We start from the raw sequence: 22,091 nt of genomic DNA, 5'->3' as shown, positions 1-22,091 counted from the left end.
GATCGAAGGTCGCTGCGATAGCGCCAGAAGGAATCCGCCGGGCATGGCCCGGCGCTACCGACAAGAGCGATCCCGCCCCAAGCAGCGCCGGGCCATGCCCGGCGGCCATTCAAGGCAGCTGCGTGCGCACCCGGGCGAAGCGGCGCAGGTCGTGCAGCTCACCCCGCTTGTAGATCGCGCAGCGATCCACGCCCTCTTCCTGGAAGCCGTTCTTTTCCAGTACCCGTGCCGAGCCGAGGTTGAAGTCGACCACCCCGGCCTGCAGCCTGAACAGGCGCAGTTCGTCCATCACCCACGGCGCGAACAGGCCGACCACGCGGGTCATCAGGCCCTGGCCCCAGTAGGCCTGGCCCAGCCAGTAGCCAAGTTCAGCCATATGACCGCGCTCGGCCACGCCCTGCTGGGCGCCCACGCTGCCGCAGGCCTGGCCATCTATCTCGATGGCCAGGTTCAGCGTGCCCGGGGCCAGCACGCGCCCGCCCAGGAAGGCTTCGCCATCCTCGCGGGTGTACGGATACGGGAAGCGGTCACGCAGCCCACGCGAGACGTCCGCGTCGTTGGCATGGCGCAGCAGCGACTCCAGGTCATCGCTGCGCCAGCGGCGCAGGAGGAAGCCTTCGCCCTGCAGAATGCGCGCCGACTCAGGCATGCCCGCCCACCGACGGCGAGTCGGCTTCCTGCTTCTCCAGCTCACGCTTCACCGCTTCCGGCGAGCGGGTGTACGGGGCCAGCCGCGCGTAGAACGCCGGCACCACGAACAGCGACAGGAAGGTGGACAGGGTGACGCCGAAGATGATCACGATGCCGATGGTGCCACGGCTGGCCGAACCCGGGCCACCGGCCACCACCAACGGGATGGCGCCGACCACGGTGGCGATCGAGGTCATCAGGATCGGACGCAGGCGCACCATCGCCGATTCGATGATCGCCTCACGTACGGTTCGCCCGTCGTCGCGCAGCTGGTTGGCGAACTCGACGATCAGGATGCCGTTCTTGGCCGCCAGGCCCACCAGCATGACGATGCCGATCTGGCTGAACAGGTTCACCGTCCCTCCGCTCAGCCACAGGCCGACCAGCGCACCGAGCACGCCCAGTGGCACGGTCAGCATGATCGTCAGCGGATGGATGAAGCTCTCGAACTGCGCGGCCAGCACCAGGTACACCACCAGCAGGGCCATGGCGAAGGTCAGCAGCACCGCGCCGCCCGCACTCTGGTACTCGCGCGATTCGCCCTTCCAGTTCACCTGCGCGTACTGCGGCAGCTCTTCGCCGGTGACCTGCTGGGCCCAGGCGATGGCCTCGCCCAGCGGATACCCCGGCGCCAGGCCGGCGCTGATGGTGATCGAGCGCAGCCGGTTGAAGCGGTTCAAGGTACCGGCTTCGGCCACTTCGCTCAGGGTGACCAGGTTGGACAACGGCACCAGTTCGCCGGAGGTCGCACGCACGCGGATAGCGGCGAGGTCGGCCGGGCTGGCGCGGCCATCACGGCCGGCCTGGACCAGCACGTCGTACTCTTCGCCGTTGTCGACGAAGGTGGTGACGCGGCGCGAGCCCATCATCGTTTCCAGCGCCGAACCGATCGCGGTGACCGGCACGCCGAGGTCGGCCGCACGTTGACGGTCGATGTTCACCCGCATCTGCGGACGGGTTTCCTTGTAGTCCGAGTCCGGGCCGACCAGACCGGGGTTGTCGGCCATGCGCAGCAGGATGCGGTCGCGCCACTGCGCGATCTCGGCGTATTCCGGGCCACCCAGCACGATCTGGAACGGCTGCCCACCACTGCGCACCAGCCCGCCTCCCACCTGGGTACGCACGCGCACGCCACGGATGGTGTCCAGTTCCTTCTGCAGTTCGTTGGCCACTTCCGGCGTGCCTTCGCTGCGCTGGCGCCACGGCTGCAGGAACACGCTGACTCGGCCGGTGTGCATTTCCTCGCTTGCGCCGAAGCCGCCGGGCACGCGCGGGTTGGCGCGCACGATCGGCTTGTCCGCGCCCACATGCGGTGCCAGCAGCGCTTCCACCTGCTGCACCTGCTGCACGGTGTAGTCGTAGCCGGCGCCTTCCGGGCCGTCGATCATGATCTGGAACGAGCCACGGTCTTCGGCCGGGGCCAGTTCCGAAGGCAGCACTTTGATCAGCAGCCAGCTGGCCGCCAACGCAGCGACCATCACCAGCAGGTAGATCCAGGTGCGATCCACATGATGATCGAGCACGCGACCGTAAGCGCCGGCCAGGCGTTCCAGATTGCGGTTGATGAAACCGTGCAGCCCGCGCGGTGCTTGCCCGGTATGCGGCTTGAGCAGCTTGGAGGCCATCATCGGGGTCAGCGTCAGCGCCACGAACGCCGACAGCGCGACCGCTGCGGCCAGGGCCACCGCCAGTTCACGGAACAGGCGCCCGGTATTGCCTTCCAGGAAGCCGACCGGCAGGAATACCGCCACCAGCACGGCGGTGGTGGCGATCACCGCGAACGCCACCTGTGCGGTACCGCGCTTGGACGCCACCAGCGGCGGCTCGCCCAGGTCGATGCGGCGTTGCACGTTTTCCACCACCACGATCGCGTCATCCACCACCAGGCCGATGCACAGCACCAGCGCCAACAGCGTCAGCAGGTTGATCGAGAAGTCGAATGCGTACAGCGCGATGAACGCGGCCACCAGGCACACCGGCACCGTTACCGCCGGAATCAACGCCGCACGGAAGCTGCCGAGGAACAACCAGATCACCGCCAGCACCAGGATCATCGCTTCCACCAGCGTGGCGTACACGCGGTCGACGGCGGCCTCGATGAAGGTGGTGTTGTCGAAGGCAACGAAGATCTGCGTGCCCTTGGGCAGGGTCAGCGCGACACGCTCGGCTTCAGCGCGCGCGGTACGCGCCACGTCCAGCGAGTTGGCGGTGGAGGTCTTGACAATGCCCAGGCCGATGCCGGGCTCGCCGTTGCTGCGGTAGTAGGCGCGACGCTCGGCCGAGGCCAGCTCGATCTTCGCCACATCGCCCATGCGCACCACGTAGCCATCACTGCCCTTGCCCAGCGGGATGGTCGCGAAATCTTCCGGCTTGATGTAGTTGCGCTCCACGCGCAGGGTGAAATCGCGATCGGTGGACTCGATGCGGCCGGCCGGCAGTTCCACGTTCTCGTTGCGCAGCGCGGTTTCGATGTCGCCAGTGGTCAGGCCACGTGCGGCCAGCTGGTCACGGTCCAGCCAGATGCGCATCGCGTAGCGCTGGCGGCCACCGATGCGGACCTGGGCCACGCCATCCAGGCTGGAGAAGCGGTCGACCACGTAGCGGTCGGCGTAATCGCTCAGTTCCAGCGTGTCCATGGTCGAGGACACCATGTTGAACCAGATGATCGGATCGGCATCGCTCTCGACCTTGGCGATCTCCGGTGGCCGTGCCTCTTCGGGCATGCGATCGGCCACGCGGCTGACCGCATCGCGCACGTCGTTGGCCGCCGCTTCGATGTCACGGTTGGAGGTGAACTCGATGCTGACCTGCGAGCGGCCGTTGGTGCTGCGCGCATTGATCGTATCGATGCCTTCGATGCCGGCCAGCGCGTCTTCCAGCACCTGGGTGATCCGGCTTTCGATGACCGCTGCCGACGCGCCGGTGTAATCCACCGAGACCGAGACAATCGGCGGATCGATGGCCGGCAGTTCGCGCAGGGTCAAGCGGGTGAAGGACATCACGCCCAGCACCAGCAACAACAGGCTCATCACCACGGCAAACACCGGCCGCTGGATGGAGATGTCAGACAGCTTCATCCGCCGTGACCCTCGGCAGCGACCGGGCCTTCAGCCGTCGCCGGCTGCGCGCCACTGGCGGGCGCGGCGTCGGTGGCCGCCACCTTCAGGCCTGCACGCAGCTTGCCGGTGCCGTCCACCACGATGCGCTGGCCGGCCTGCAGGCCCTGCTTGATCTCGACCACGCCAGCGCGACGTGCGCCGGTGACCACGTCCACGCGTTCGACGGTGTCATCGGCCTTGATGCGGTACATGAAGCTGTCGCGACCGACCTGCACCACGGCAATTTCCGGCACGACCAGTGCGGGTCGATCGGGATGGAACAGACGCACGTCGAGCAGCATGCCCGGACGCAGTGCGTGGTCGCCATTGGCGAAGTCGGCACGCACGGTCACCGCACGGGTAGCTGGATCGATGCGTGCATCGATGGTGCTGACCTCGCCTTCGAAGGTGCGGCCCGGCCAAGCCACGCTGGTGGCCTGCACCTTGTCGCCGGTGGTCAGCGACGCCAGCTCCACTTCCGGCACCTGGAAATCGACGTGCATGCGCTCGACGTCATCGAGGGTGGCGATCACCGTGGTCGGCGTCAGCAGCGTGCCCGGGCTGATCTGGCGGATGCCGAGGACGCCGGCGAACGGCGCGCGCACACGACGGTCGCCGATGTCCGACTGCATCTGCGCCACGCGTGCTTCGGCGGCGTCGCGGATCGACTTCTGCGTGTCCAGGGTCGCGCTGGACACCAACCGCTGTGCCGCCAGTTCGCGCTGGCGCTTGTACAACTGGTCGGCTTCGCGGAAGGTCGCTTGCGCCTGCACCAGGGCAGCTTCCTGGGCCTGCCCGCGCAGGGTCACCAGCGGCGCACCGGCGGCGACCTGCTGGCCACTTTCGAAATGCACCTTCTCGACGATCTCGCTCACCTTGGCGGTCACGCTGATCGACTCGCGCGCCTTGGCCGTGCCCAGCGCCTGCAGCGTGTCATTCCACTGCATCGTCCGCACGACCTGCGCGGTGACCGGCACGGCTTCGCCCTGCCGACGCGCGGCGGCCTCCTGTTTGCCTGCGCACCCGGCCAGCACGGCCAGGCTGAGGCCAAGGGCCAGGGTCGAAGCGATACGAGCCAACATGAACAATCCTGAGCGATCCACGGCCGCCGAGTGTAGGCAAGGCCCCGCAAAAGCGGTATGTGCCAAGCGTTTACCGACGTGGAACCGCTGCTGCGATAGCGCCGCGCGCCCATTCCATGCAAGGGTCCGCAGCACGGTGTCGACGTATGTCGGGATGTATCCCGGCGCGCCACGACGGACGATGCCGTCGTACAGTCGGGAGGCCCGGCCGAGGGCGCCGGGCGGGGTCGGAACCTGGCGGGGATCCGACCCCGTTTCTTTTACCCCGGTGATCCGGCACGGCCTGCGGCCTCAATACCGGTAATTCACCTTCATCCACAGGCTGCGGCCGGGCTCGTTGATGCGCACCGGATCGGCCGGGAAGCCGAAGTCGGCACTGCCTGCCAGATTCAGATGCTCGCTGTAGGCCCGGTCGAACAGATTGTCGACGCCAGCACTGAGCTGCAGCTGCGAACTGAAGCGATAGGCGGCATTGAGCGCCAGCGTGGCAAAGCCGCTGCTCGGCCCGAGGTCCTGTGCCACGACGTTGCCCTGCCCGTCCGCGACCCGATGCTGGTGGGTGACCGCACGCACCAGCGCGCCGGCACTCCAGCGTCGGCCTTCCCAGCCCGCGCTCACGCGTGCTTCCAGCGGCGGCATCTGCGGCAGCGGGCGATGCTGGTCGCGGTTCTCGCCCCAGGCATAGGCCAGGGTGCCGCCCAGTTTCCACTGCTCATCCAGCTGCAGCTGCAGCCCGGCCTCGGCACCGGCAATGCGCGCCTGCACGTTGTCGGCCTGGCTCATGCCCATCATGCCGCTGCCGTGATAGGTGAACAGGATGTAGTCCTGGATCTGCCCCGCATAGGCCGAGACCCAGGCCTGCACGCGCGACCCCTTGTACTGCAGGCCAACGTCGAGCTGGGTGGTGCGCTCGGGCTGGATGCCGGCAAACGCGTTCACCGCGCCTGCCGGCCCATGATCGGGCGAGAACAGTTCCCAGTAGTCGGGCATGCGCTGGCTGTGGCCCAGCCCGGCATACCAGGTCAGGCCGTCGGCGAGATCCTGTTCGTAGCGCAGGAACCCACTGCCCAGCCATTCCCTGCGGCGCTGGCCGGCAGTGGGATTGGGCATGGCCATCATCATGCCGCCGATATCGGCACGCTCATCGCGCACGCTGGCGCGATCCACGCGCAGGCCGCCGATCCAGCGCTGGTCGGTGTCGGCGCCGAGGGTCAGTTCAGTGAATGCACCGTAGCGGCGGAAGTTGGCGTCGGTGTTCCAGTCCGCCTGCTTGTAGGTGTCGCGCCCCATGCCCATGCGGCCGCGGTGACGGCTGTCCTCGCCATCCACGCCGGCCACCAGCTGCGCGTCCTGCCAGCGCCATTCGGAACTGATGCGCCCACCCTGCGTGCGGCGATCCACGTTCGATGCCATCGGCATCGGCATCATGCTGTGCGGGTTTGGCTCGCGCAGCGTGTAGTTGTCCATCACGTGGTCGGCTTCGTTGTAGTACACGTTGGCCTGCAACGTGTCCCATGCCCCGGGCAGGTTGCGCTTCTCGAAGCGCGCGGCGTAGCTGGTGCGTTCGAACGCGGCGCCGTCCATGCCGCGCCCGGCGTAACGCGCGATCGCATCGCCGGCACCGGCGGACACTTCAAGCAGGGTATCGGCATCTGGCGTCCAGCCAACGGCCACATCGCCATTCCACTTGCGCCACTTCGACGGAACCACAGCACCGTTGCCGTCCTTGTAGTCATCGGCTTCGGAGCGGTTGCCGCCGGCACGCACATAGCCCGTCGGATTGCCCAGGGTGAGGTCCAACACCTGGTCGTTGCGGTTGCGCGAACCGACCAGCGCGCTGGCATCGGCACGCAGCCCGGGCTCGTCGAAACGTGGGGTATCGCGCTCAAAACGCACGGTGCCCGCAGACGCACCCGCGCCCCAGCGCACGCTCTGCGGGCCCTTGATGATGGTCAGCCGGTCAAAGCTCTCCGGCGAGATGTAGGACAGCGGGTTGTCCATGCGCGAGGGACACGCACCAATCAGATTGCCATCGTTGCTGAGGATGTTCAGCCGCGAACCGAACATGCCGCGCAGCACCGGATCGCCGTTGGTGCCGCCATTGCGGATGGCGGAAAAGCCGGGAACGGTCTTCAGGTAATCGGCGCCATCGCTGGCCGGCACCGGCTGCCGCGGCAGGCGCGGATCGGTCACCCAGTGCAAGGGCGAGGACGGCGCCGCGGCGGTGACCACCAGCGTATCCAGCGTCCGTGCTTCTTCAGCGGGCGCGGCATGGGCGAAGGGGGCGCTCAAGGCAGCGCCAAGGGCTAACGGCAGGCGCACACGGGCGCCCGCGGCGGGGAAAGTCATTTTCATGGAAACAGCTCCAAGGTACGCACGCGCGCGCGACGCCCTTGCAGGCATCGCGCGACGGATTCAATTGGGAAATCAGCGGACGGTGGAGATCAGCGGCGGGCCACGCGCGGCATGCGCCGGCCAATGCAGCAGCGGCAGGCGCAGCTGTGACCGTGGCAACACCAGCTTCGGCCGCCACAGCAGTGGCAGCAGCAGCACCAGCACTGCCAGCCACGGCAGCAGGCGCATGGCCAGCACGCAGTACTCGCAGGCCTCGCCATGCATGGCGTGCGGATCGGCGGGAGGGCTGGGGGCTGCAGGCGCAGCAGCGTGGTGATCGTGCCCTGCCATGGCCATGCCGTGCATGTCATGGCCCATGGCCGTGTGGTCCATACCTGCCATGCCCGCATGATCCATCGGCTGCGGCTGCAGCGCGCGGCTGACAAGCGGCGCAAGCACCATCAACAGCGTCGCGACGAAGGCGAGCTGGAGCAACGTTCGATGCAGGCGGGCGGTACGGATCACCGCGCTAGTTTAGAGGTGCCCCCCGGGGGCGCCGTGCGACGAACCGTCGCAGGAGGGGGTTATCGGCAGGGCTGCGCCCTGCACCCGCAGAGGCAACAGCAACGGCAACGGCCGAAGCAACAACAGAAGCTGGCTTCCTGTGGGGAGGCGGGGTGGTGTCGGATTGCGGGGACGCCGTAAACCCATCCATGGGGGCTTGGCCGCGGCATCCATGCCGCGGACACCCCGCAATCCGACACCACCCCGCCTTCGACAGATTTCCGCGATCTGTAGATCCACGCCATGCGTGGATGAATCTCTATCGAAATCGAATATTTCGACAATTGATCGAAAAGCATCCACGCATGGCGTGGATCTACCGTGTCGACCAAGGTCGACACCTACCAACAGCCGTCGGAATCTCTCAGAGGCGGGGCGGTGTGGGCAGGCAGGACCGTTGGCGCCATGGATGGCGCCATCGAGCCCCCATGGACGGGTTTACGGCGTGTCCTGCCTGCCCACACCGCCCCGCCATCCCACGGAATGCACGCTGTTGCTGTTGCTGTTGCTGTTGCTCCGGCCGGTAGCAGGTGCAGGGCGCAGCCCTGCTCGACCCACCCTCACACCGTGATGGTCTGGGTCAGCGATTCCCAGGTCGGCGGTACCGGCCAGGACGCGGCCTGGTTGCCATCCAGCACCCTCCGCAGGTCCCGCGGATCGATCTGCGGCGCCAGCACATGCACCAGCTCCAGCGCGTAATCACGCAGCACCCGGTCGCGTGGCAGCACCGCCCAGGCGATGCACTCGGTGATCGGCGCCGGCGCCGGCCATACCCGCAGGTCCTCATCGTTGGCGCTGATCGCCATTTCAGCCAGCAGGCCGACCCCGAGGCCGGTGCGCACATAGGTCTTGATCAGGTCGGCATCCAGCGCCGTCAGCGCCAGATCGGGCACCAGGTTCTGCGCGGCAAAAGCGCGCTGCAGGGAGGAGTTGGGCCGGGTCGAGGATTCGTAGCTGATCAATGGCTGGCGAGCCAACGCCGCCAGGTCCGGTGCGCGCCCGGCGCGGTCCAGTGGATGGCCCTTGGGCACCACCACCAGCCGCCGCCAGCGGAACAGCGGTACGGCGATGCCGTCGCTGGGTTCGCTGCCGGCAGTACTGATGATCGCGATATCGGCATCGCCCTGGTTCAGCCGGTCCAGCGCATCGGCCTCACCGGCCTGCTGCAGGTGCACGCTGACCTGCGGATAAGCCTGCTTGATGCGCGCCACGGCCGGCGGCAGCACGAAGCGCGCCTGGGTGTGGGTGGTGGTCAGGATCAGCTGGCCTTGGCTCTCGCGACGCTGGTTGGCCGCGTAGGTGCGGATGTTGTTGGCTTCGGACAGCACGGCGCGGGCGCGGCTGATCACCTCTGTGCCGGCCGGGGTGACCGACTCCAGGCTGCGCCCCTTGCGTACAAACAGCAGGAAGCCCAGTTCGTCCTCCAGCTGCTTGAGCTGCTTGGACAGACCGGGCTGGGTGGCGTGCACGCGCGAGGCGGCGAGCGTGATGTTCAGCTCGGCGTCGGCGATGGCAACCAGGTAGCGCAGCTGGGTCAGCGTCATGGCAGGCGGGCGATGTGGGGGCGGAGGTCCACTCTAGGGTCAATTGCCGTCACCAGCTTATAACCAAAGGTTGTTTAAGAAAGGTATCTGGTCATTTCCGGGCGTCATATGCCGGCGCTACGGTCAGCCGGCAGCCGCTGGCCTGAACAGCCAGCCCTCTTCCCTTCCGCCCGCCAAGCCCGGCGCGGCCTGCTCCTGGAGCGCTTCCATGGCCCTGTACGACTCCATCCTCGACACCATCGGCAACACCCCCATCGTCAAGCTGCAACGCCTGGCGCCGCAGGGCGTGACCGTGTACGCCAAGGTCGAATCCTTCAATCCGGGTGGCTCGGTGAAGGATCGCCTGGCGCTGGCGATCATCCTCGATGCCGAACAGCGTGGCCTGCTCAAGCCCGGCGACACCATCGTCGAGGCCACCTCGGGCAACACCGGCGTCGCCCTGGCGATGGTGGCCGCCGCGCACGGCTACAAGTTCGTGGCGACGATGGTCGAGACCTTCTCGGTGGAACGCCGCAAGCTGATGCGCGCCTACGGCGCGAAGGTCATCCTGACCCCGGCCGCCGAGCGCGGCAGCGGCATGGTGCGCAGGGCACGCGAACTGGCCGAGGAGCACGGCTGGTTCCTGGCCAGCCAGTTCGCCAATCCCGCCAACCCGGCGTACCACCGCAACACCACCGCCGCGGAGATCCTGCGTGACTTCGCCGGCAAGCGCCTGGACTACTTCGTCAGCGGCTGGGGCACCGGCGGCACGCTGACCGGGGTCGGCGAGGTGCTGAAGGTCGCCCGCCCTGACACCCGCATCATCGCCACCGAACCGGCAGGTGCCGCATTGCTGAAGGGCGACGACTGGAAGCCGCACAAGATCCAGGGCTGGACCCCGGACTTCGTGCCCGATGTGCTCAACCGCACTGTGGTGGACGAACTGGTGACAGTGGAAGATGACCGCGCGATCACCACCGCACGTCGGCTGGCCGCGGAGGAAGGCATCTTCGTCGGCATCTCCGCGGGCGCCACTGTTGCCAGTGCACTGGATGTGGCCAATCGTGCTGAACCGGGTGCGGTGATCCTGGCGATGTTGCCGGACACTGGTGAACGCTACTTCTCCACGCCGCTGTTCGCCGACGTCAATGAAGGCTCGGACGACGACTGGCTGGCCGGTCTGCCCTGATCGCCGCGTTGTCGATGACAGCAGGACGACGCCCACCCTCGCGGTGGGCGTTTTCATTTGCGCAATCCTGTATGGGCATTGCCGCTGGAAGCGGACAGTTTCCTCCAGTAATCAGAAGCAACGCACTCCGGAAACTTTCGTTTCGCCTGCGTGCGGCGCTCGCTTCAGCCTGCGTGAAGGCGCCACCGGCCATCGTGCGTGAACCGCGCGGATCGCAGTGCGTGAGACGGTCATGACGCAGCATGGATGCCCTGTCCCGCAAGATGCGGGTACAGCCAGCGTGGGCACGGCGCGCAACAATTACAGGCAGGAGACGGACGCATGAAGATCGAAGTGTGGCAGGGCGACATCACGGCCCTGGCGGTGGATGCGATCGTCAACGCGGCCAATGAGTCACTGCTCGGCGGCGGCGGTGTCGATGGCGCGATCCATCGTGCGGCCGGCCCTGGCCTGCTGGCAGAGTGCGAGCGATTGCCGGAGCTGCGCCCCGGCGTGCGTTGCCCGACCGGTGAGGTTCGCGCAACCGATGCCCATGCGCTGCCGGCACGACACGTACTGCATACCGTCGGTCCGGTCTGGCACGACGGCCAGCGCGACGAGCCGGCCCTGTTGGCGAACTGCTACTGGAAGTCGCTGCAGCTGGCCGAATCGCTGAACCTGCAGTCAATCGCGTTCCCGGCCATCAGCTGCGGCGTGTATGGCTATCCGCTGTACCAGGCGGCGCAGATCGCGGTAACCGAAACCATGGCCTGGCAACGCAGCCACGCCCAGCCGATGCGGATCGTGCTGGTGGCGTTCAACACCGCGACCGCCAAGGCCTACCAGCAGGCGCTGACGGCTGCAGGCCAGGTCGCCGACAGTGGGCGCGCGTCGCTGCTGCCGCCACTGAGCGATAACGGCTTCGTGCCGGCGCATTGAAACAATGCGAGGCGTGGAAGAAAAAAGGCCGGGCATTGCCCGGCCTTTTTCGTTTACATCCGTCGCGACAGCCTCAGTTCGCCACTTCGGCGGCAGCGTCGGCCGCCGCCGTAGCAGCATCTGATGCCGCGGCCGAAGCGGCGCCATCGATCTGTACGCGCACTTCCACCATGCCCGCTTCATCGCTCAGGCTGGACACGTCCACGGTGTAATGGCCGGCCGGCAGCGATTCTTCCAGGCGTGCGTTGGTGCCGTTGCCACCATCGTCATCGGCCAGCTCCACGTTCGAACCGACCACGCGCAGCACCGTATCCACCTGGCTGGAGATCGCGTCCAGGCGCACATCGGCCGCACGCGGCAGGCTCAGCAGGAAGCGGCGGCGACCTTCGCCATCGAGCATGGCGAACACGCTGCCGGAGCTCGGCAGGGTGGTGCCATCACGCATGACCATGTTGGCCGGCAGCTCGGTACGCTTGGCGGTCAGTTTGAAGGTGCCGGTACCGTCTTCGCCCAGGCTGCGGACGCGCAGGGTGTACTTGCCCGGTTCCAGCGGCATGCCGATGCGCGAATTGGTGCCGTCACCGCCGTCGTCGTTTTCAGACTGTGCGCCGTTGCCGTCCAGTTTCAGCACGGTATCGAACGCATCCGATTCCAGACGGATCTCGTACATGCCAGCCTTGTCCACCTGCAGGGTGTAATCCTGCGACTTGGATACCAGCAGGTCGACGATCTCACCTTCAGCCACCATCGGCTTGCCGTCATACGGCACCAGCTTCTCGGCGCGCAGGCGGTACGGGCCGAAGGCCGAAGGGCCATCGGCATTGATGGCCACCTGGTAGCTGCCGGTGCCATTGGCGCGGAACGCCAGCGAGACGTCGTCGCCGCGCTCGTAGCCCGAGCTGCTGCTGGCCACCAGCACGCCACTGTTGAACACGGCAATCGAGCCGCGCAGCGCGCCGGTCAACTTGATACCGACCAGTTGCTTGTCTTCCAGCTTCAGCTGGTACAGCTGATGGTGGCTGCCATCATTGAAATTGACGCCGCTGCGCGAAGTGATTTCGCCGGATACCGGCTTGTCGAACTCCAGCGTGGGGGCCTTGCCCACATCAGTGCTGCCACCCATCCGGTTGCAGCCGCCGACGGCCAGCACCGTGGCAACGGCCAGCGTGATTGCGGTAATGCGCATGCTCTTTCTCCTTGGCCTTCCATGTATGCCCCACGCACTGGCCTGGCGTGCGGGAGGCGGCAACGATACCGGCAAAAGCAAACGCCGGCGTGATGCCGGCGCTGCCTTGTTCAGTTCATGCTGCGAAACGGCGGATCAGCCGTTCCACTTGCCCAGGGCGGCCTGGCCGTTTTCCTTGGCGCGCTCGTAGACGGTCTTCTGCGCGGCGGCGTAGTTGCCCTTCATGTCCTTGGCCCACAGCTTCAGTGCCGCCTGCTGCATGGCACGGCCATAGGAGAAGCTCAGCGGCCACGGCAGATGTCCCATCTGGTTCATGGCATTGAGGTGCGCGGTGGACTGCTCGTCGCTCTGGCCACCGGACAGGAACACCACGCCCGGCAGGATCGCCGGCACGGTGCTCTTGAGGCACATCACGGTCGACTCGGCCACTTCCTCGACGTCGGCCTGCTCGTCGCAGCCCTTGCCGGAGATGACCATCGAGGCCTTCAGGATGGTGCCTTCCAGCAGCACGTTCTGCTGGTACAGCGCGTCGAACAGCGAGCGCAGGGTGGCTTCGGTGACTTCGTAGCAGGTCTCGATGTCGTGGTCGCCATCCATGATCACTTCAGGCTCGACCATCGGCACCAGGCCGCATTCCTGGCACAGCGCTGCATAGCGGGCCAGCGCATGCGCGTTGGACTCGATGCAGGTGCCCGACGGAATGCTCTCGCCGATGTTGATGACCGCACGCCACTTGGCGAAGCGCGCACCCAGCTTGTAGTACTCCTGCAGGCGCTCGCGCAGGCCGTCCAGGCCTTCGGTGACGAGCTCGCCCGGGCAGCCGGCCAGCGGATGCGCACCCTTGTCCACCTTGATGCCCGGAATCATGCCGTGGTCGGCCATGTACTTGGCGAACGGCACGCCGTCCTTGGTCGACTGGCGGATGGTCTCGTCGTACAGGATGGCGCCGGAAATGTGCTCGTTGAGCTTCGGCGTGGTCAGCAGCAGCTCGCGGTAGGCACGACGGTTCTCTTCGGTGTTCTCGATACCGACGCTGGCGAAACGCTTGGCGATGGTAGCGGTGGATTCGTCGATCGCGATGATGCCCTTGCCCGGGGCGACCATGGCCTGGGCGGTTTCGGCCAGCTGTTCGATGCTCATGTATTTCCTGTGGCGGGTGCGGGAAAAACGTAAGTATAGCCCCGCCACCCGTTGCCCCGACGTGGAGGACAGGATGGAAACGCTTCCATGTCCGCACTGGACAGGAAATGTCCGCACGCGTTCACAGTCGGGCCAGATCCCGCGCCGGGATCTGGCCTCCCGCTGCAACCGGCTTAAAGGTCGCCGAGACCGCTGGCGCGGCCGTCGTCGCCCACTTCCAGCAGGCGCAGGGTGTTGGTCGCGCCGTGGGTTTCCATGTGCTCACCGCTGGTGAACACCACGCGGTCTCCGGCCTGCAGCATGCCGCCTTCCACCAGCAGGCGGATACTGCCGCGTGCGGCTTCGCGCGGGGTGAAGCCACGGCTGTCGAAGTTGATCGGGAACACATCGCGCATCAGCGCCATCTGCCGGCGGGCACCATCGTGGCGGGTAACCGCAAAGACGGGAGCCGACGCACGGAAACGCGACAGATAGCGGGCGGTGCCACCGGATTCGGTCATCGCCACGATCGCACGCACGCCCACGTGCTGTGACAGGAACATGGTGGCCATGGCAATGGCCTGGTCGGCACGTTCCAGGTTGCGCGGCGAGGCGCCGAAGTCGGTCTCGGTCTGGAACTGGCGCTCGGCGCCGAGGCAGATGCGGGCCATCGCTTCGACCGCCTTGACCGGATAGGCACCGGCGGCGGTTTCGGCCGACAGCATCACCGCATCGGTACCGTCGATGACCGAGTTGGCCACGTCCAGCACTTCGGCGCGGGTCGGAATCGGGCTTTCGACCATCGACTGCAGCATCTGCGTGGCGGTGATCACCACCTTGTTCTGCGCCAGCGAGGCCTTGATGATCTTCTTCTGCAGGCCCGGCAGCTCGGCATCGCCGATTTCCACGCCCAGGTCACCACGCGCCACCATCACCACGTCACTGGCGTCGACGATCTCTTCCAGGTTCTCGATGGCTTCGGTGCGCTCGATCTTGGACACAAGCGCGGCGTAGCAGCCATGCGACTCGGCGATCTCGCGCGCATCGTTCATGTCCTGCGCATTGCGGCAGAACGACACGGCGATGAAGTCCACGCCGATCTTGGCGACGATGCCGATCAGTTCCTTGTCACGCTCGGTCAGCGCGCCCAGCGACAGGCCACCGCCCTGCTTGTTCAGGCCCTTGCGATCGGACAACGGACCGTCGTTGAGCACGGTGTTGATGATGCGATCGCCCTGCACTTCCACCACCTGCAGCTGCATCAGGCCATCGTCGAGCAGCAGCACGTCACCGGCGGTCACGTCCTGCGGCAGGCCGAGGTAGCTCACGCCCACCTGGGTGGCATCGCCGGGGCCGGCATCGGTGCTGGCAATCAGGTCGAAACGGTCGCCGGCCTTGAGCTGCACCTTGCCTTCGGCGAAGCGCTCGATGCGGATCTTCGGGCCCGGCAGATCGGCCAGGATGCCCACTTCCACGCCCACACGCTGCGCAGCGGCGCGCACATCGGCGGCACGCTTGGCCTGGCCGGACGGGTCACCGTGGCTGAAGTTGAGGCGCACCACGTTGACGCCTGCGCGGAACAGATCCTCCAGCACGCCCGGCGGATCGGTAGCCGGACCGAGGGTGGCAAGGATCTTGGTGCGACGCTGACGCTCGAACATGATGGATGGGCCTCTCCCGTTAAAGGACGGAAATTAGCACATCCTTCACGTCCCATGTATACGGTTACAGCCTTGTGCTGCCTGACTCTGCGGGACATCGCACGGACATGTTCCGGACATACGCTGGTCGATGGCAGCGGAAACACCGCCGGGCAAGGCCCGGCGCTTGGCATCGTCTAGGTCAGGCCAGCAGTGCCAGCAGCTGCCCCGGCTCACGGGCCAACTGCCCGGCACCGGCCTCGGTCAGCTCCTGCTCGCCGCCAAAGCCCCACAGCACGCCCACGCTGCGCAGGCCGTGGTGGCGGGCACCTTCGATATCCATGCGGCGGTCGCCGATCATCCAGCAGCGTTCCGGCGCCAGCTGCAGACGATGCAGCGCCTCGCCCACCAGCTGCGGCTTGCTGCTGCGCGAGCCATCCGGCGTTGAACCGATCACGTCCTCGAACAGCTCACCGAACGGCAGATGCTCGACGATGCGGCGGGCATGCGGTTCGTTCTTGGCGGTGACCACGGCCAAACGATGCCCCCGCTCGTGCAGCGCACGTACGGCCGCTTCGATGTCCGGATAGATCGTGTGCTCGCGCCAGCCTTCCACGTCGAAACGCTCGCGATAGAAGGCCACGGCCTGCTCCACCCGTTCGGCATCACCGAACAGCGGCGCGAACGTGGTGCGCAGCGACGGGCCGATCCAGCCCTGCAGCGTTTCCTGCGAAGGCACCGGGTGATCCATCTTCTGCAGCGCATAGGCGATGCAGGTGGTGATGCCCACTTCCGAATCGATCAGCGTGCCATCCATGTCGAAGAAGAGCGTTGCACGCTCTTCTCCGTCCACCTGCAGGTCAACGCTCATGCGCCGCGCGCAGCCAGAGCCGCCACCGCCGGCAGGGTCTTGCCTTCCAGGAACTCCAGGAACGCGCCGCCACCGGTGGAGATGTAGCTGACCTGCTGTGCGATATCGAACTTGTCGACCGCGGCCAAGGTGTCGCCACCACCGGCGATGGAGAACGCCGGCGAACTGGCGATGGCGCGGGCCAGTGCTTCGGTGCCCTTGCTGAAGGCTTCGAACTCGAACACGCCCACTGGACCGTTCCAGACCACGGTGCCAGCTTTCTGGATCAGCTGTGCGTACTGCGCGGCGGTCTGCGGGCCGATGTCCTGGATCAGGTCGTCCTCGGCCACCGCATCAACGGCCTTCACTTCGGCAACCGCGTCGGGCAGGAACTGCTTGGCGGTCACCACGTCCACCGGCAGCGGGATGTCCGCACCGCGTGCCTTGGCGTCTGCCACGATCTTCTTCGCGGTGTCCAGCAGGTCCGGCTCGTACAGCGACTTGCCGACGTTGTAGCCGGCCGCTGCGATGAAGGTGTTGGCGATGCCGCCGCCGACGATCAGCTGGTCGACCTTGCCGACCAGGTTGGCCAGCAGTTCCAGCTTGGTGCTGACCTTGCTGCCGGCGACGATGGCCAGCAGCGGCTTGGCCGGTGCATCCAGGGCCAGTGCCAGCGCATCCAGTTCAGCCATCAACAGCGGGCCGCCGGCAGCGACCGGAGCGAAGCGGATCACGCCATGGGTAGACGCCTGCGCACGGTGCGCGGTACCGAACGCGTCCATCACGAACACATCGCACAGCGCGGCGTACTTCTTCGACAGGGCTTCATCATCCTTGCCCTCGCCGACGTTCATGCGGCAGTTTTCCAGCAGCACCAGCTGGCCCGGCTGCACGTCGACGCCGTCGACCCAGTCACGCACCAGCGGGACCTCACGGCCGAGCAGTTCGGACAGGCGCGCAGCCACCGGCGCCAGCGAGTCGGCCTCGCTCCACACGCCTTCCTTCGGGCGCCCCAGGTGCGAGGTGACCATCACCGCCGCGCCCTGCTCCAGCGCGCGCTTGAGCGTCGGCAGCGAAGCGGTGATGCGCTGTTCGGAGGTGATGCGGCCATTCTCGATCGGCACGTTCAGATCCTGGCGGATCAGCACGCGCTTGCCGGAGAGGTCGAGGTCGGTCATGCGGACGATGGACATGGGCAACTCTTTGGCTCTGGAGATGGGATGCCGGTGTGCGGCAGACAGCCATTGTATCGGGTGCGGCTGGCGGCCGCGCCGCTGCCTGCGGCAGGCTTCGAAGCAACGGCAACGGCAACGGCGACAGCAACAGCAACGGCCGAAGCGCTGGCGCTTCGTGGTGCTGTGGGTGGGCCGGGGCGGTATGGGCCCGCGGGGGACGCCGTGAATCCATCCCTGGAGGCTCGGGCGCGCCATCCATGGCGCTTACGCCCCCGCGAGCCCACACCGCCCCGGCCTCGACAGGTTCATGAGGCGGAGCGGACGGAGAAAGCAAAGGCGGTTTCTGGTGTCGGATGGAGAAAGAAGGGGTCGGAGCCGTTTTCCTGCGGAAAACGGCTCCGACCCCGACGGCCGTCGAGCGAAGCGACCCGCTTCTGCTCCTGCTCTTCTTTTTTCTCTTCCGTGGGTGGACGCACCCGGAAATTGTCAGAGGCCGGGCGGGTGGGCTGGGCAGGGGTGTCAGCCGCATGGATGCGGCTGCCAAGCCTACAGGGACGTACTTGCGGCGCCCCCTGCACAGTCCACCCGCCCGGCCAAACCACGGCTTCTGCTCTGAACGACCGACCACCCACGAGGGGCTGCGCCGTTCGCCGCAAACTACGCCGAAGGCGACGGCTTCTGCTTCAGCAGACTCAACGCCAGTCCGCCAACAACCAGCACCCCCAACCCCAGCAACGCCCACAGCAGCCACGCCTTCCAGTCGTGCTGGGGCTTCAGCGCCGCATCACCGGCCAGCGTCTCCGGACTGCCCTCCAACCGTGCCAGCGTCGGCTGCCACGCCGGGTCATTGCGCTGCCGCAGTTCCTCGATCAACACCGCGATCGGTGCCTCCGCACGGCGCGCGGTCGTACTGCCCACGGCCAGCGCGTAGGGTGCTGCGCCCTGGCTGAGGAACACCATCACTTCCGGCTGATAGCCCAGGCGCAGGGTCGGGACGCTGGTGGTCTCCACCGGGCTCGCTACCAGCTTCCAGTAGCGGTCGCGGTACATGCCGCCCAACGGCTGTGCCGCCGATTGCTGGCGCTGGCCCGGTGCACCCTGCTGCAACTGGTAGGCGATCCACGGGGCACTGCGGCGCTGCCATTCGGCGCCTTCATCATCGCGGCTGAACAACGTCCACTGCACCAGGCTGTTGTCGGTGCTGGCGACGTCGGCCCGGGTCACCGGGAATCGACCATCCAGTTCGAACGTGAATTCCCCCTTGCCCTGTGCGGTCGGTGTCAGCGACAGCCACTCCCAGGGCACCGTTGCCGGCGCCGGCGGCAGTTCCGCCAATACACTGCGCAGCTCCGGCAGGCGTGCCTCGCCCTGCGGCAGGATCCGCAGGTAGCGCACCGTGCTGTCGACCTGCAGGCGGCGCTGCAGCAGGCGCTTGCCCGCGCGCTGCAGGTCCACCAGCGGAACATCGCGGGCGATCGACTGCCAGCGCTGCAGATCATCACTGGCATCGAGCTGCACCTGCGCCTGCAGCGGCTGGCCACTTTCGGCCCAGTCCAGCACCAGCGCTGCCAACGGTTGCTGGCCGAGCACGCTGGCATCGATCAACCAGCCGCCCTGCCCGTTCGCCACCGCACCACCACCGAGCCGAGCTTCGACCCGGCGCACACGACCATCGGTATCGCGCTCGGTCAGCAACTGCAGGTCGTTGCGCTGGGCCTCGGCCAACGCCGGCAGCGCGAACCAGGGCAGCTCGCGCTGTACCGGCGGCTGCGCCAACGGCTGGTCCGGCGCCAGCAGCGCCGACGGCAATGCTTGGCCAGCGGCGTTGAACACCTGCAGGTCACCCAGATCGGCGGCGCCTGCGCGGCGATAGATCGCCGGCTCCAGCACCACCCGATAGGCACCGGACTGCGCGCTGGACAGGCTCAGCGGCCATTGTTCGGCGTACTGCGCGCGGTAGTCCGTGGCCTGCGCGGCAACTGCACCGGCCACGCCCAACAACACCGGCAGCAACGCTCGGCTCCACTTGCTCATTGTTTTTCCTCCACGATTGGCGGTGCGCTCGGCGGCGCAGGCGCCAGGTAACCCACCACGGTGCACAGCAGGCCGTAGGCGATGAACGATGCGATTCCCAGCAGGTTGCCCAGATGCTGGCGGTCGATCAGCACCAGCTTGGCCAGCACCACGGCCATCAACACGGCGCCAACCATCCACAGCACACGCTGGCCGCGACGGGAGCCCCACACCCAGGCAATCACGCCCAGCACGCTCCACAACACGGTCAGGCTGGTCTGGGCCAGGCTGAAGCGGGCCATCGTCGGATCCCAGACCACCCCGCCCCAATGATGCACGCCATGCAGCACGGTGCTGGTCAACGCGATGAAACCGGCCACGGCCAGCACCGGTACACGCAAGCGCTGCAGCGGCGCCGGTCCGTGCGCGTCATACAGCCAGCGCGCGATCAGCAACAGGCTGACCCACTGCGCCAGTTCGGCAGGATTGAGCAGCGGCAACCACGGCAGCGGCGTGGCGTCACCCGCCAGGGTCAGGCCGAACAACCAGGCCATCGCCAGCACCGCGAAAATCACGCTCTGCAGCGGCAGGCGCACCGAATCAAACGCAGCACCCAGCGGCCAGCGCAGCACGTTCCAGCGCCACAGCGACAGTGACGCCAGCAGCAACCACGGCAGGGTCACCAGCAGCGCGGTCCAGCCCTGCGCCAGGCGCGCGTCGCCGCCGCCCCACAGGGCCAGCAGCGAAAGCAGCGACGGCCACAGCAGCCACCACAGGAACTGCGCGATACGGGCCACGCCACCACTGCCCTGGCGCAGGCACAGCAGGCTGCGCACGCCGAGCACCGCGAAGACCGCCCACGCCAATGCGCCATATCCGGCAAACGGCTGCTGGTGCGCGTCGCTCTGCAGCAGCGCCAACGGGAAGCCCGCTGCCAGCATCGTCAGCGCGGTCACGCCCAGCGCACGCGCCGGCATGCGCCGCTGCACTTCCGATGCCAGCCACGCAGTGACGGCGGCCAGCACCAGCACGGCATCGGCCTGCGCCGAATGCTCGAAGAAGCGGCCGATTTCATGCGCGACACCGCCCAACCACCACAGCAGGCCCCACAGGTAGTAAGCCAGGGCGATGTCATGGCGCTGCCTGCGCTGGTAGCTCCACGCTGCGGCAAAACCTGCCACGGCCAGCAGCAGCGCGCCGATTGCGGTCGGGTTGAGCAGGAAGCGCTGGTCCTGGTGCCAATGATCGGCACCGACCACGAACGCGAATGCGGCCGCGAGCTGCAGCAGCGCACCGGTCACCTGCGGCAACCAGCGCTTCTGGCGCAACCCCAGCCACGCCAGGCCAGCGCCTTCCAGCGCGAATACCGCGCCGGTAGCCCGCGCCGAGAAGGCCAACGGCACCGCCAGCGTCGCAAAGCCGACCGCCAGGACCGCATGCGACTGCGCCAGCACCGTGTACGACGCGCGCGCGATCAGAGCGCGTGCCAGCAAGGCATAGATCGCCGCCAGGCCCAGCGCGCACAGGGCCAGCGTCATCGGTTGTTCGTGCAGCATGCCGGCCTGCAGCGAGAAGGCGACCAGCGGCGTGCCGAACACCAGGCTGCCGTCGACCAGATCGCGACGCCCGGCCGGCTGCCGGCGCGCATACAACAGCGGAATCAGCAGATAGAAGGCGAAGAACAGCAGCAGGAACGGTTCTGTGCTGGCGAACTTGGCCGCGTCGTACTGCAGCACGCCCCAGAAGGTGCCGATGCCGAAGGTGAACGCGAAGCCGAGCAGGTTCAGCACACGCCACGGGCGATACCACGCGATGGCGAAAATGCCCGCGTTGAGCACGGCGTAGTAGCTGAACAGCCCAACGTGGTTGCCACTGCCGGTGGACAGCCACAGCGGCGCCATGAAGCCCGCCAGGATGCCCAGCACCGCCAATGTGCGCGAGTTCTGCACCACCGCCAGCACGCACAGTCCCGCGACCAGGGCGATCGAACTGGCAAAGGCGAAACCCGGGGCGAGCAGATCGAAACGCTTGAAGGCAGCGAAGATGGTCAGCAGCAGCACGCCGATGGCCCCCCCCTGCAAGGCCAGCGCGAACATCCGTCGGCGCTCGCGCTGGTGCCAGCCGAAGGCCAGCAGGCCCAGCGCACCGACGGTGATGCCCGCCAGCCGCAGTTCGACCGGCACCACCAGCCAGCCCTGGTCGCTGACGTACTTGAGCAGCGCGGCGACACCGGCAAGCAGCACCAGCATGCCGATCTTGACCGGCACGTTGCCCTGGGTGAACCAGTGTTTGACCGCACCGATCGCGCGCTCGAGCAGATTCGGCAGGGCCGGTTCTGGCGGCAGCGGCGGCAATGTGGGTTCCGGTGGCAACGGCGGAGGCGGAAGCGGACGCGCGGGCTGCGCAGGCAACAGCGCTTCGCGGGCGGCGACCGGCGTTGGCGCCGGGGTTGCCGTGGGCCGCAGGAACGACGGTTCGCTGCTGGCCTCGCGAGTTGCCGCAGGCGCGCGCGGAGGCTCGGCCACGGCCGAGGGCGCACGGCCGACAGTCCCGGCCAGAGTGGGCGCGGCCTGCACGGTCTGTGCGGCCTCCAGCGCGGCGACCCGCCGGCGCAGGCCAGCAATCATCACCAGCGCCACCACCAGCAGCAGCGGTATCGCCAGCAGGACCAGTACTGCCAGGACCAAGAGTGCTTCCATTCCTCGCCTTC

Annotated in this window: 15 protein-coding genes; 2 read left to right on the top strand and 13 right to left on the bottom strand. The window is 67.2% G+C overall.

Annotation, left to right across the window (positions count from 1 at the left end):
• Window positions 1-109: 109 nt before the first annotated feature.
• The 6 genes from HUT07_RS03610 to HUT07_RS03585 all read right to left on the bottom strand — a co-directional run bounded on the left by HUT07_RS03610 (window position 110) and on the right by HUT07_RS03585 (window position 9,312).
• Window positions 110-649: a GNAT family protein gene (locus HUT07_RS03610; RefSeq protein ID WP_176019774.1), complete on the bottom strand. Its 540-nt coding sequence runs from the start codon at window positions 647-649 to the stop codon at window positions 110-112.
• Entirely contained in the window at window positions 642-3,767 is a 3,126-nt protein-coding gene (locus HUT07_RS03605; RefSeq protein WP_176019773.1) for an efflux RND transporter permease subunit, read from the bottom strand. The genes HUT07_RS03610 and HUT07_RS03605 overlap by 8 nt, the downstream gene beginning before the upstream one ends.
• Window positions 3,764-4,870, bottom strand: a complete 1,107-nt coding sequence (locus tag HUT07_RS03600) for an efflux RND transporter periplasmic adaptor subunit (RefSeq protein ID WP_176019772.1) — start codon at window positions 4,868-4,870, stop codon at window positions 3,764-3,766. Before HUT07_RS03600 ends, HUT07_RS03605 begins: the two co-directional genes overlap by 4 nt.
• Before the next feature lie 291 nt (window positions 4,871-5,161).
• The gene (locus HUT07_RS03595) at window positions 5,162-7,225 is read right to left on the bottom strand and encodes a TonB-dependent copper receptor (RefSeq protein ID WP_176019771.1); all 2,064 of its coding nucleotides are present in this window, start codon (window positions 7,223-7,225) and stop codon (window positions 5,162-5,164) included.
• 72 nt (window positions 7,226-7,297) lie between these two features.
• Entirely contained in the window at window positions 7,298-7,729 is a 432-nt protein-coding gene (locus HUT07_RS03590; RefSeq protein WP_176019770.1) for a DUF2946 family protein, read from the bottom strand.
• A gap of 599 nt (window positions 7,730-8,328) precedes the next feature.
• The gene (locus tag HUT07_RS03585) at window positions 8,329-9,312 is read right to left on the bottom strand and encodes a LysR family transcriptional regulator (protein WP_176019769.1); all 984 of its coding nucleotides are present in this window, start codon (window positions 9,310-9,312) and stop codon (window positions 8,329-8,331) included.
• A gap of 208 nt (window positions 9,313-9,520) precedes the next feature.
• On the opposite strand from HUT07_RS03585, the gene cysK reads away from it, so the two are divergent.
• A complete protein-coding gene (gene cysK, locus HUT07_RS03580; RefSeq protein WP_176019768.1) occupies window positions 9,521-10,480 on the top strand; it encodes a cysteine synthase A in 960 nt (319 codons plus the stop codon).
• Window positions 10,481-10,801: 321 nt separating this feature from the next.
• The gene (locus HUT07_RS03575) at window positions 10,802-11,398 is read left to right on the top strand and encodes an O-acetyl-ADP-ribose deacetylase (protein ID WP_176019767.1); all 597 of its coding nucleotides are present in this window, start codon (window positions 10,802-10,804) and stop codon (window positions 11,396-11,398) included.
• Window positions 11,399-11,471: 73 nt separating this feature from the next.
• Here HUT07_RS03575 and HUT07_RS03570 read toward each other — a convergent pair whose 3' ends face one another.
• The 7 genes from HUT07_RS03570 to HUT07_RS03540 all read right to left on the bottom strand — a co-directional run bounded on the left by HUT07_RS03570 (window position 11,472) and on the right by HUT07_RS03540 (window position 22,080).
• Complete coding sequence (locus HUT07_RS03570) at window positions 11,472-12,584, bottom strand: ABC transporter substrate-binding protein (RefSeq protein WP_176019766.1); 1,113 nt, start codon at window positions 12,582-12,584, stop codon at window positions 11,472-11,474.
• 135 nt (window positions 12,585-12,719) lie between these two features.
• The gene (locus HUT07_RS03565) at window positions 12,720-13,724 is read right to left on the bottom strand and encodes a class I fructose-bisphosphate aldolase (protein ID WP_176019765.1); all 1,005 of its coding nucleotides are present in this window, start codon (window positions 13,722-13,724) and stop codon (window positions 12,720-12,722) included.
• A 173-nt stretch (window positions 13,725-13,897) separates the two neighbouring features.
• Window positions 13,898-15,364, bottom strand: a complete 1,467-nt coding sequence (pyk, locus tag HUT07_RS03560; protein WP_176019764.1) for a pyruvate kinase — start codon at window positions 15,362-15,364, stop codon at window positions 13,898-13,900.
• A gap of 181 nt (window positions 15,365-15,545) precedes the next feature.
• The gene (locus HUT07_RS03555) at window positions 15,546-16,214 is read right to left on the bottom strand and encodes an HAD hydrolase-like protein (RefSeq protein WP_176019763.1); all 669 of its coding nucleotides are present in this window, start codon (window positions 16,212-16,214) and stop codon (window positions 15,546-15,548) included.
• Window positions 16,211-17,386: a phosphoglycerate kinase gene (locus tag HUT07_RS03550; protein ID WP_176019762.1), complete on the bottom strand. Its 1,176-nt coding sequence runs from the start codon at window positions 17,384-17,386 to the stop codon at window positions 16,211-16,213. Before HUT07_RS03550 ends, HUT07_RS03555 begins: the two co-directional genes overlap by 4 nt.
• Window positions 17,387-18,025: 639 nt before the next feature.
• The gene (locus tag HUT07_RS03545; RefSeq protein ID WP_176019761.1) at window positions 18,026-19,402 is read right to left on the bottom strand and encodes a DUF3999 domain-containing protein; all 1,377 of its coding nucleotides are present in this window, start codon (window positions 19,400-19,402) and stop codon (window positions 18,026-18,028) included.
• Complete coding sequence (locus HUT07_RS03540; protein ID WP_176019760.1) at window positions 19,399-22,080, bottom strand: DUF2339 domain-containing protein; 2,682 nt, start codon at window positions 22,078-22,080, stop codon at window positions 19,399-19,401. The genes HUT07_RS03545 and HUT07_RS03540 overlap by 4 nt, the downstream gene beginning before the upstream one ends.
• Between the last annotated feature and the right edge of the window lie 11 nt (window positions 22,081-22,091).

Origin of the sequence: Stenotrophomonas sp. NA06056, assembly GCF_013364355.1 — a bacterium.
Classification (GTDB): domain Bacteria; phylum Pseudomonadota; class Gammaproteobacteria; order Xanthomonadales; family Xanthomonadaceae; genus Stenotrophomonas.
The sequence above is the reverse complement of the archived record's forward strand: the minus strand, read 5'-3'. Positions and strand labels throughout refer to the sequence as shown.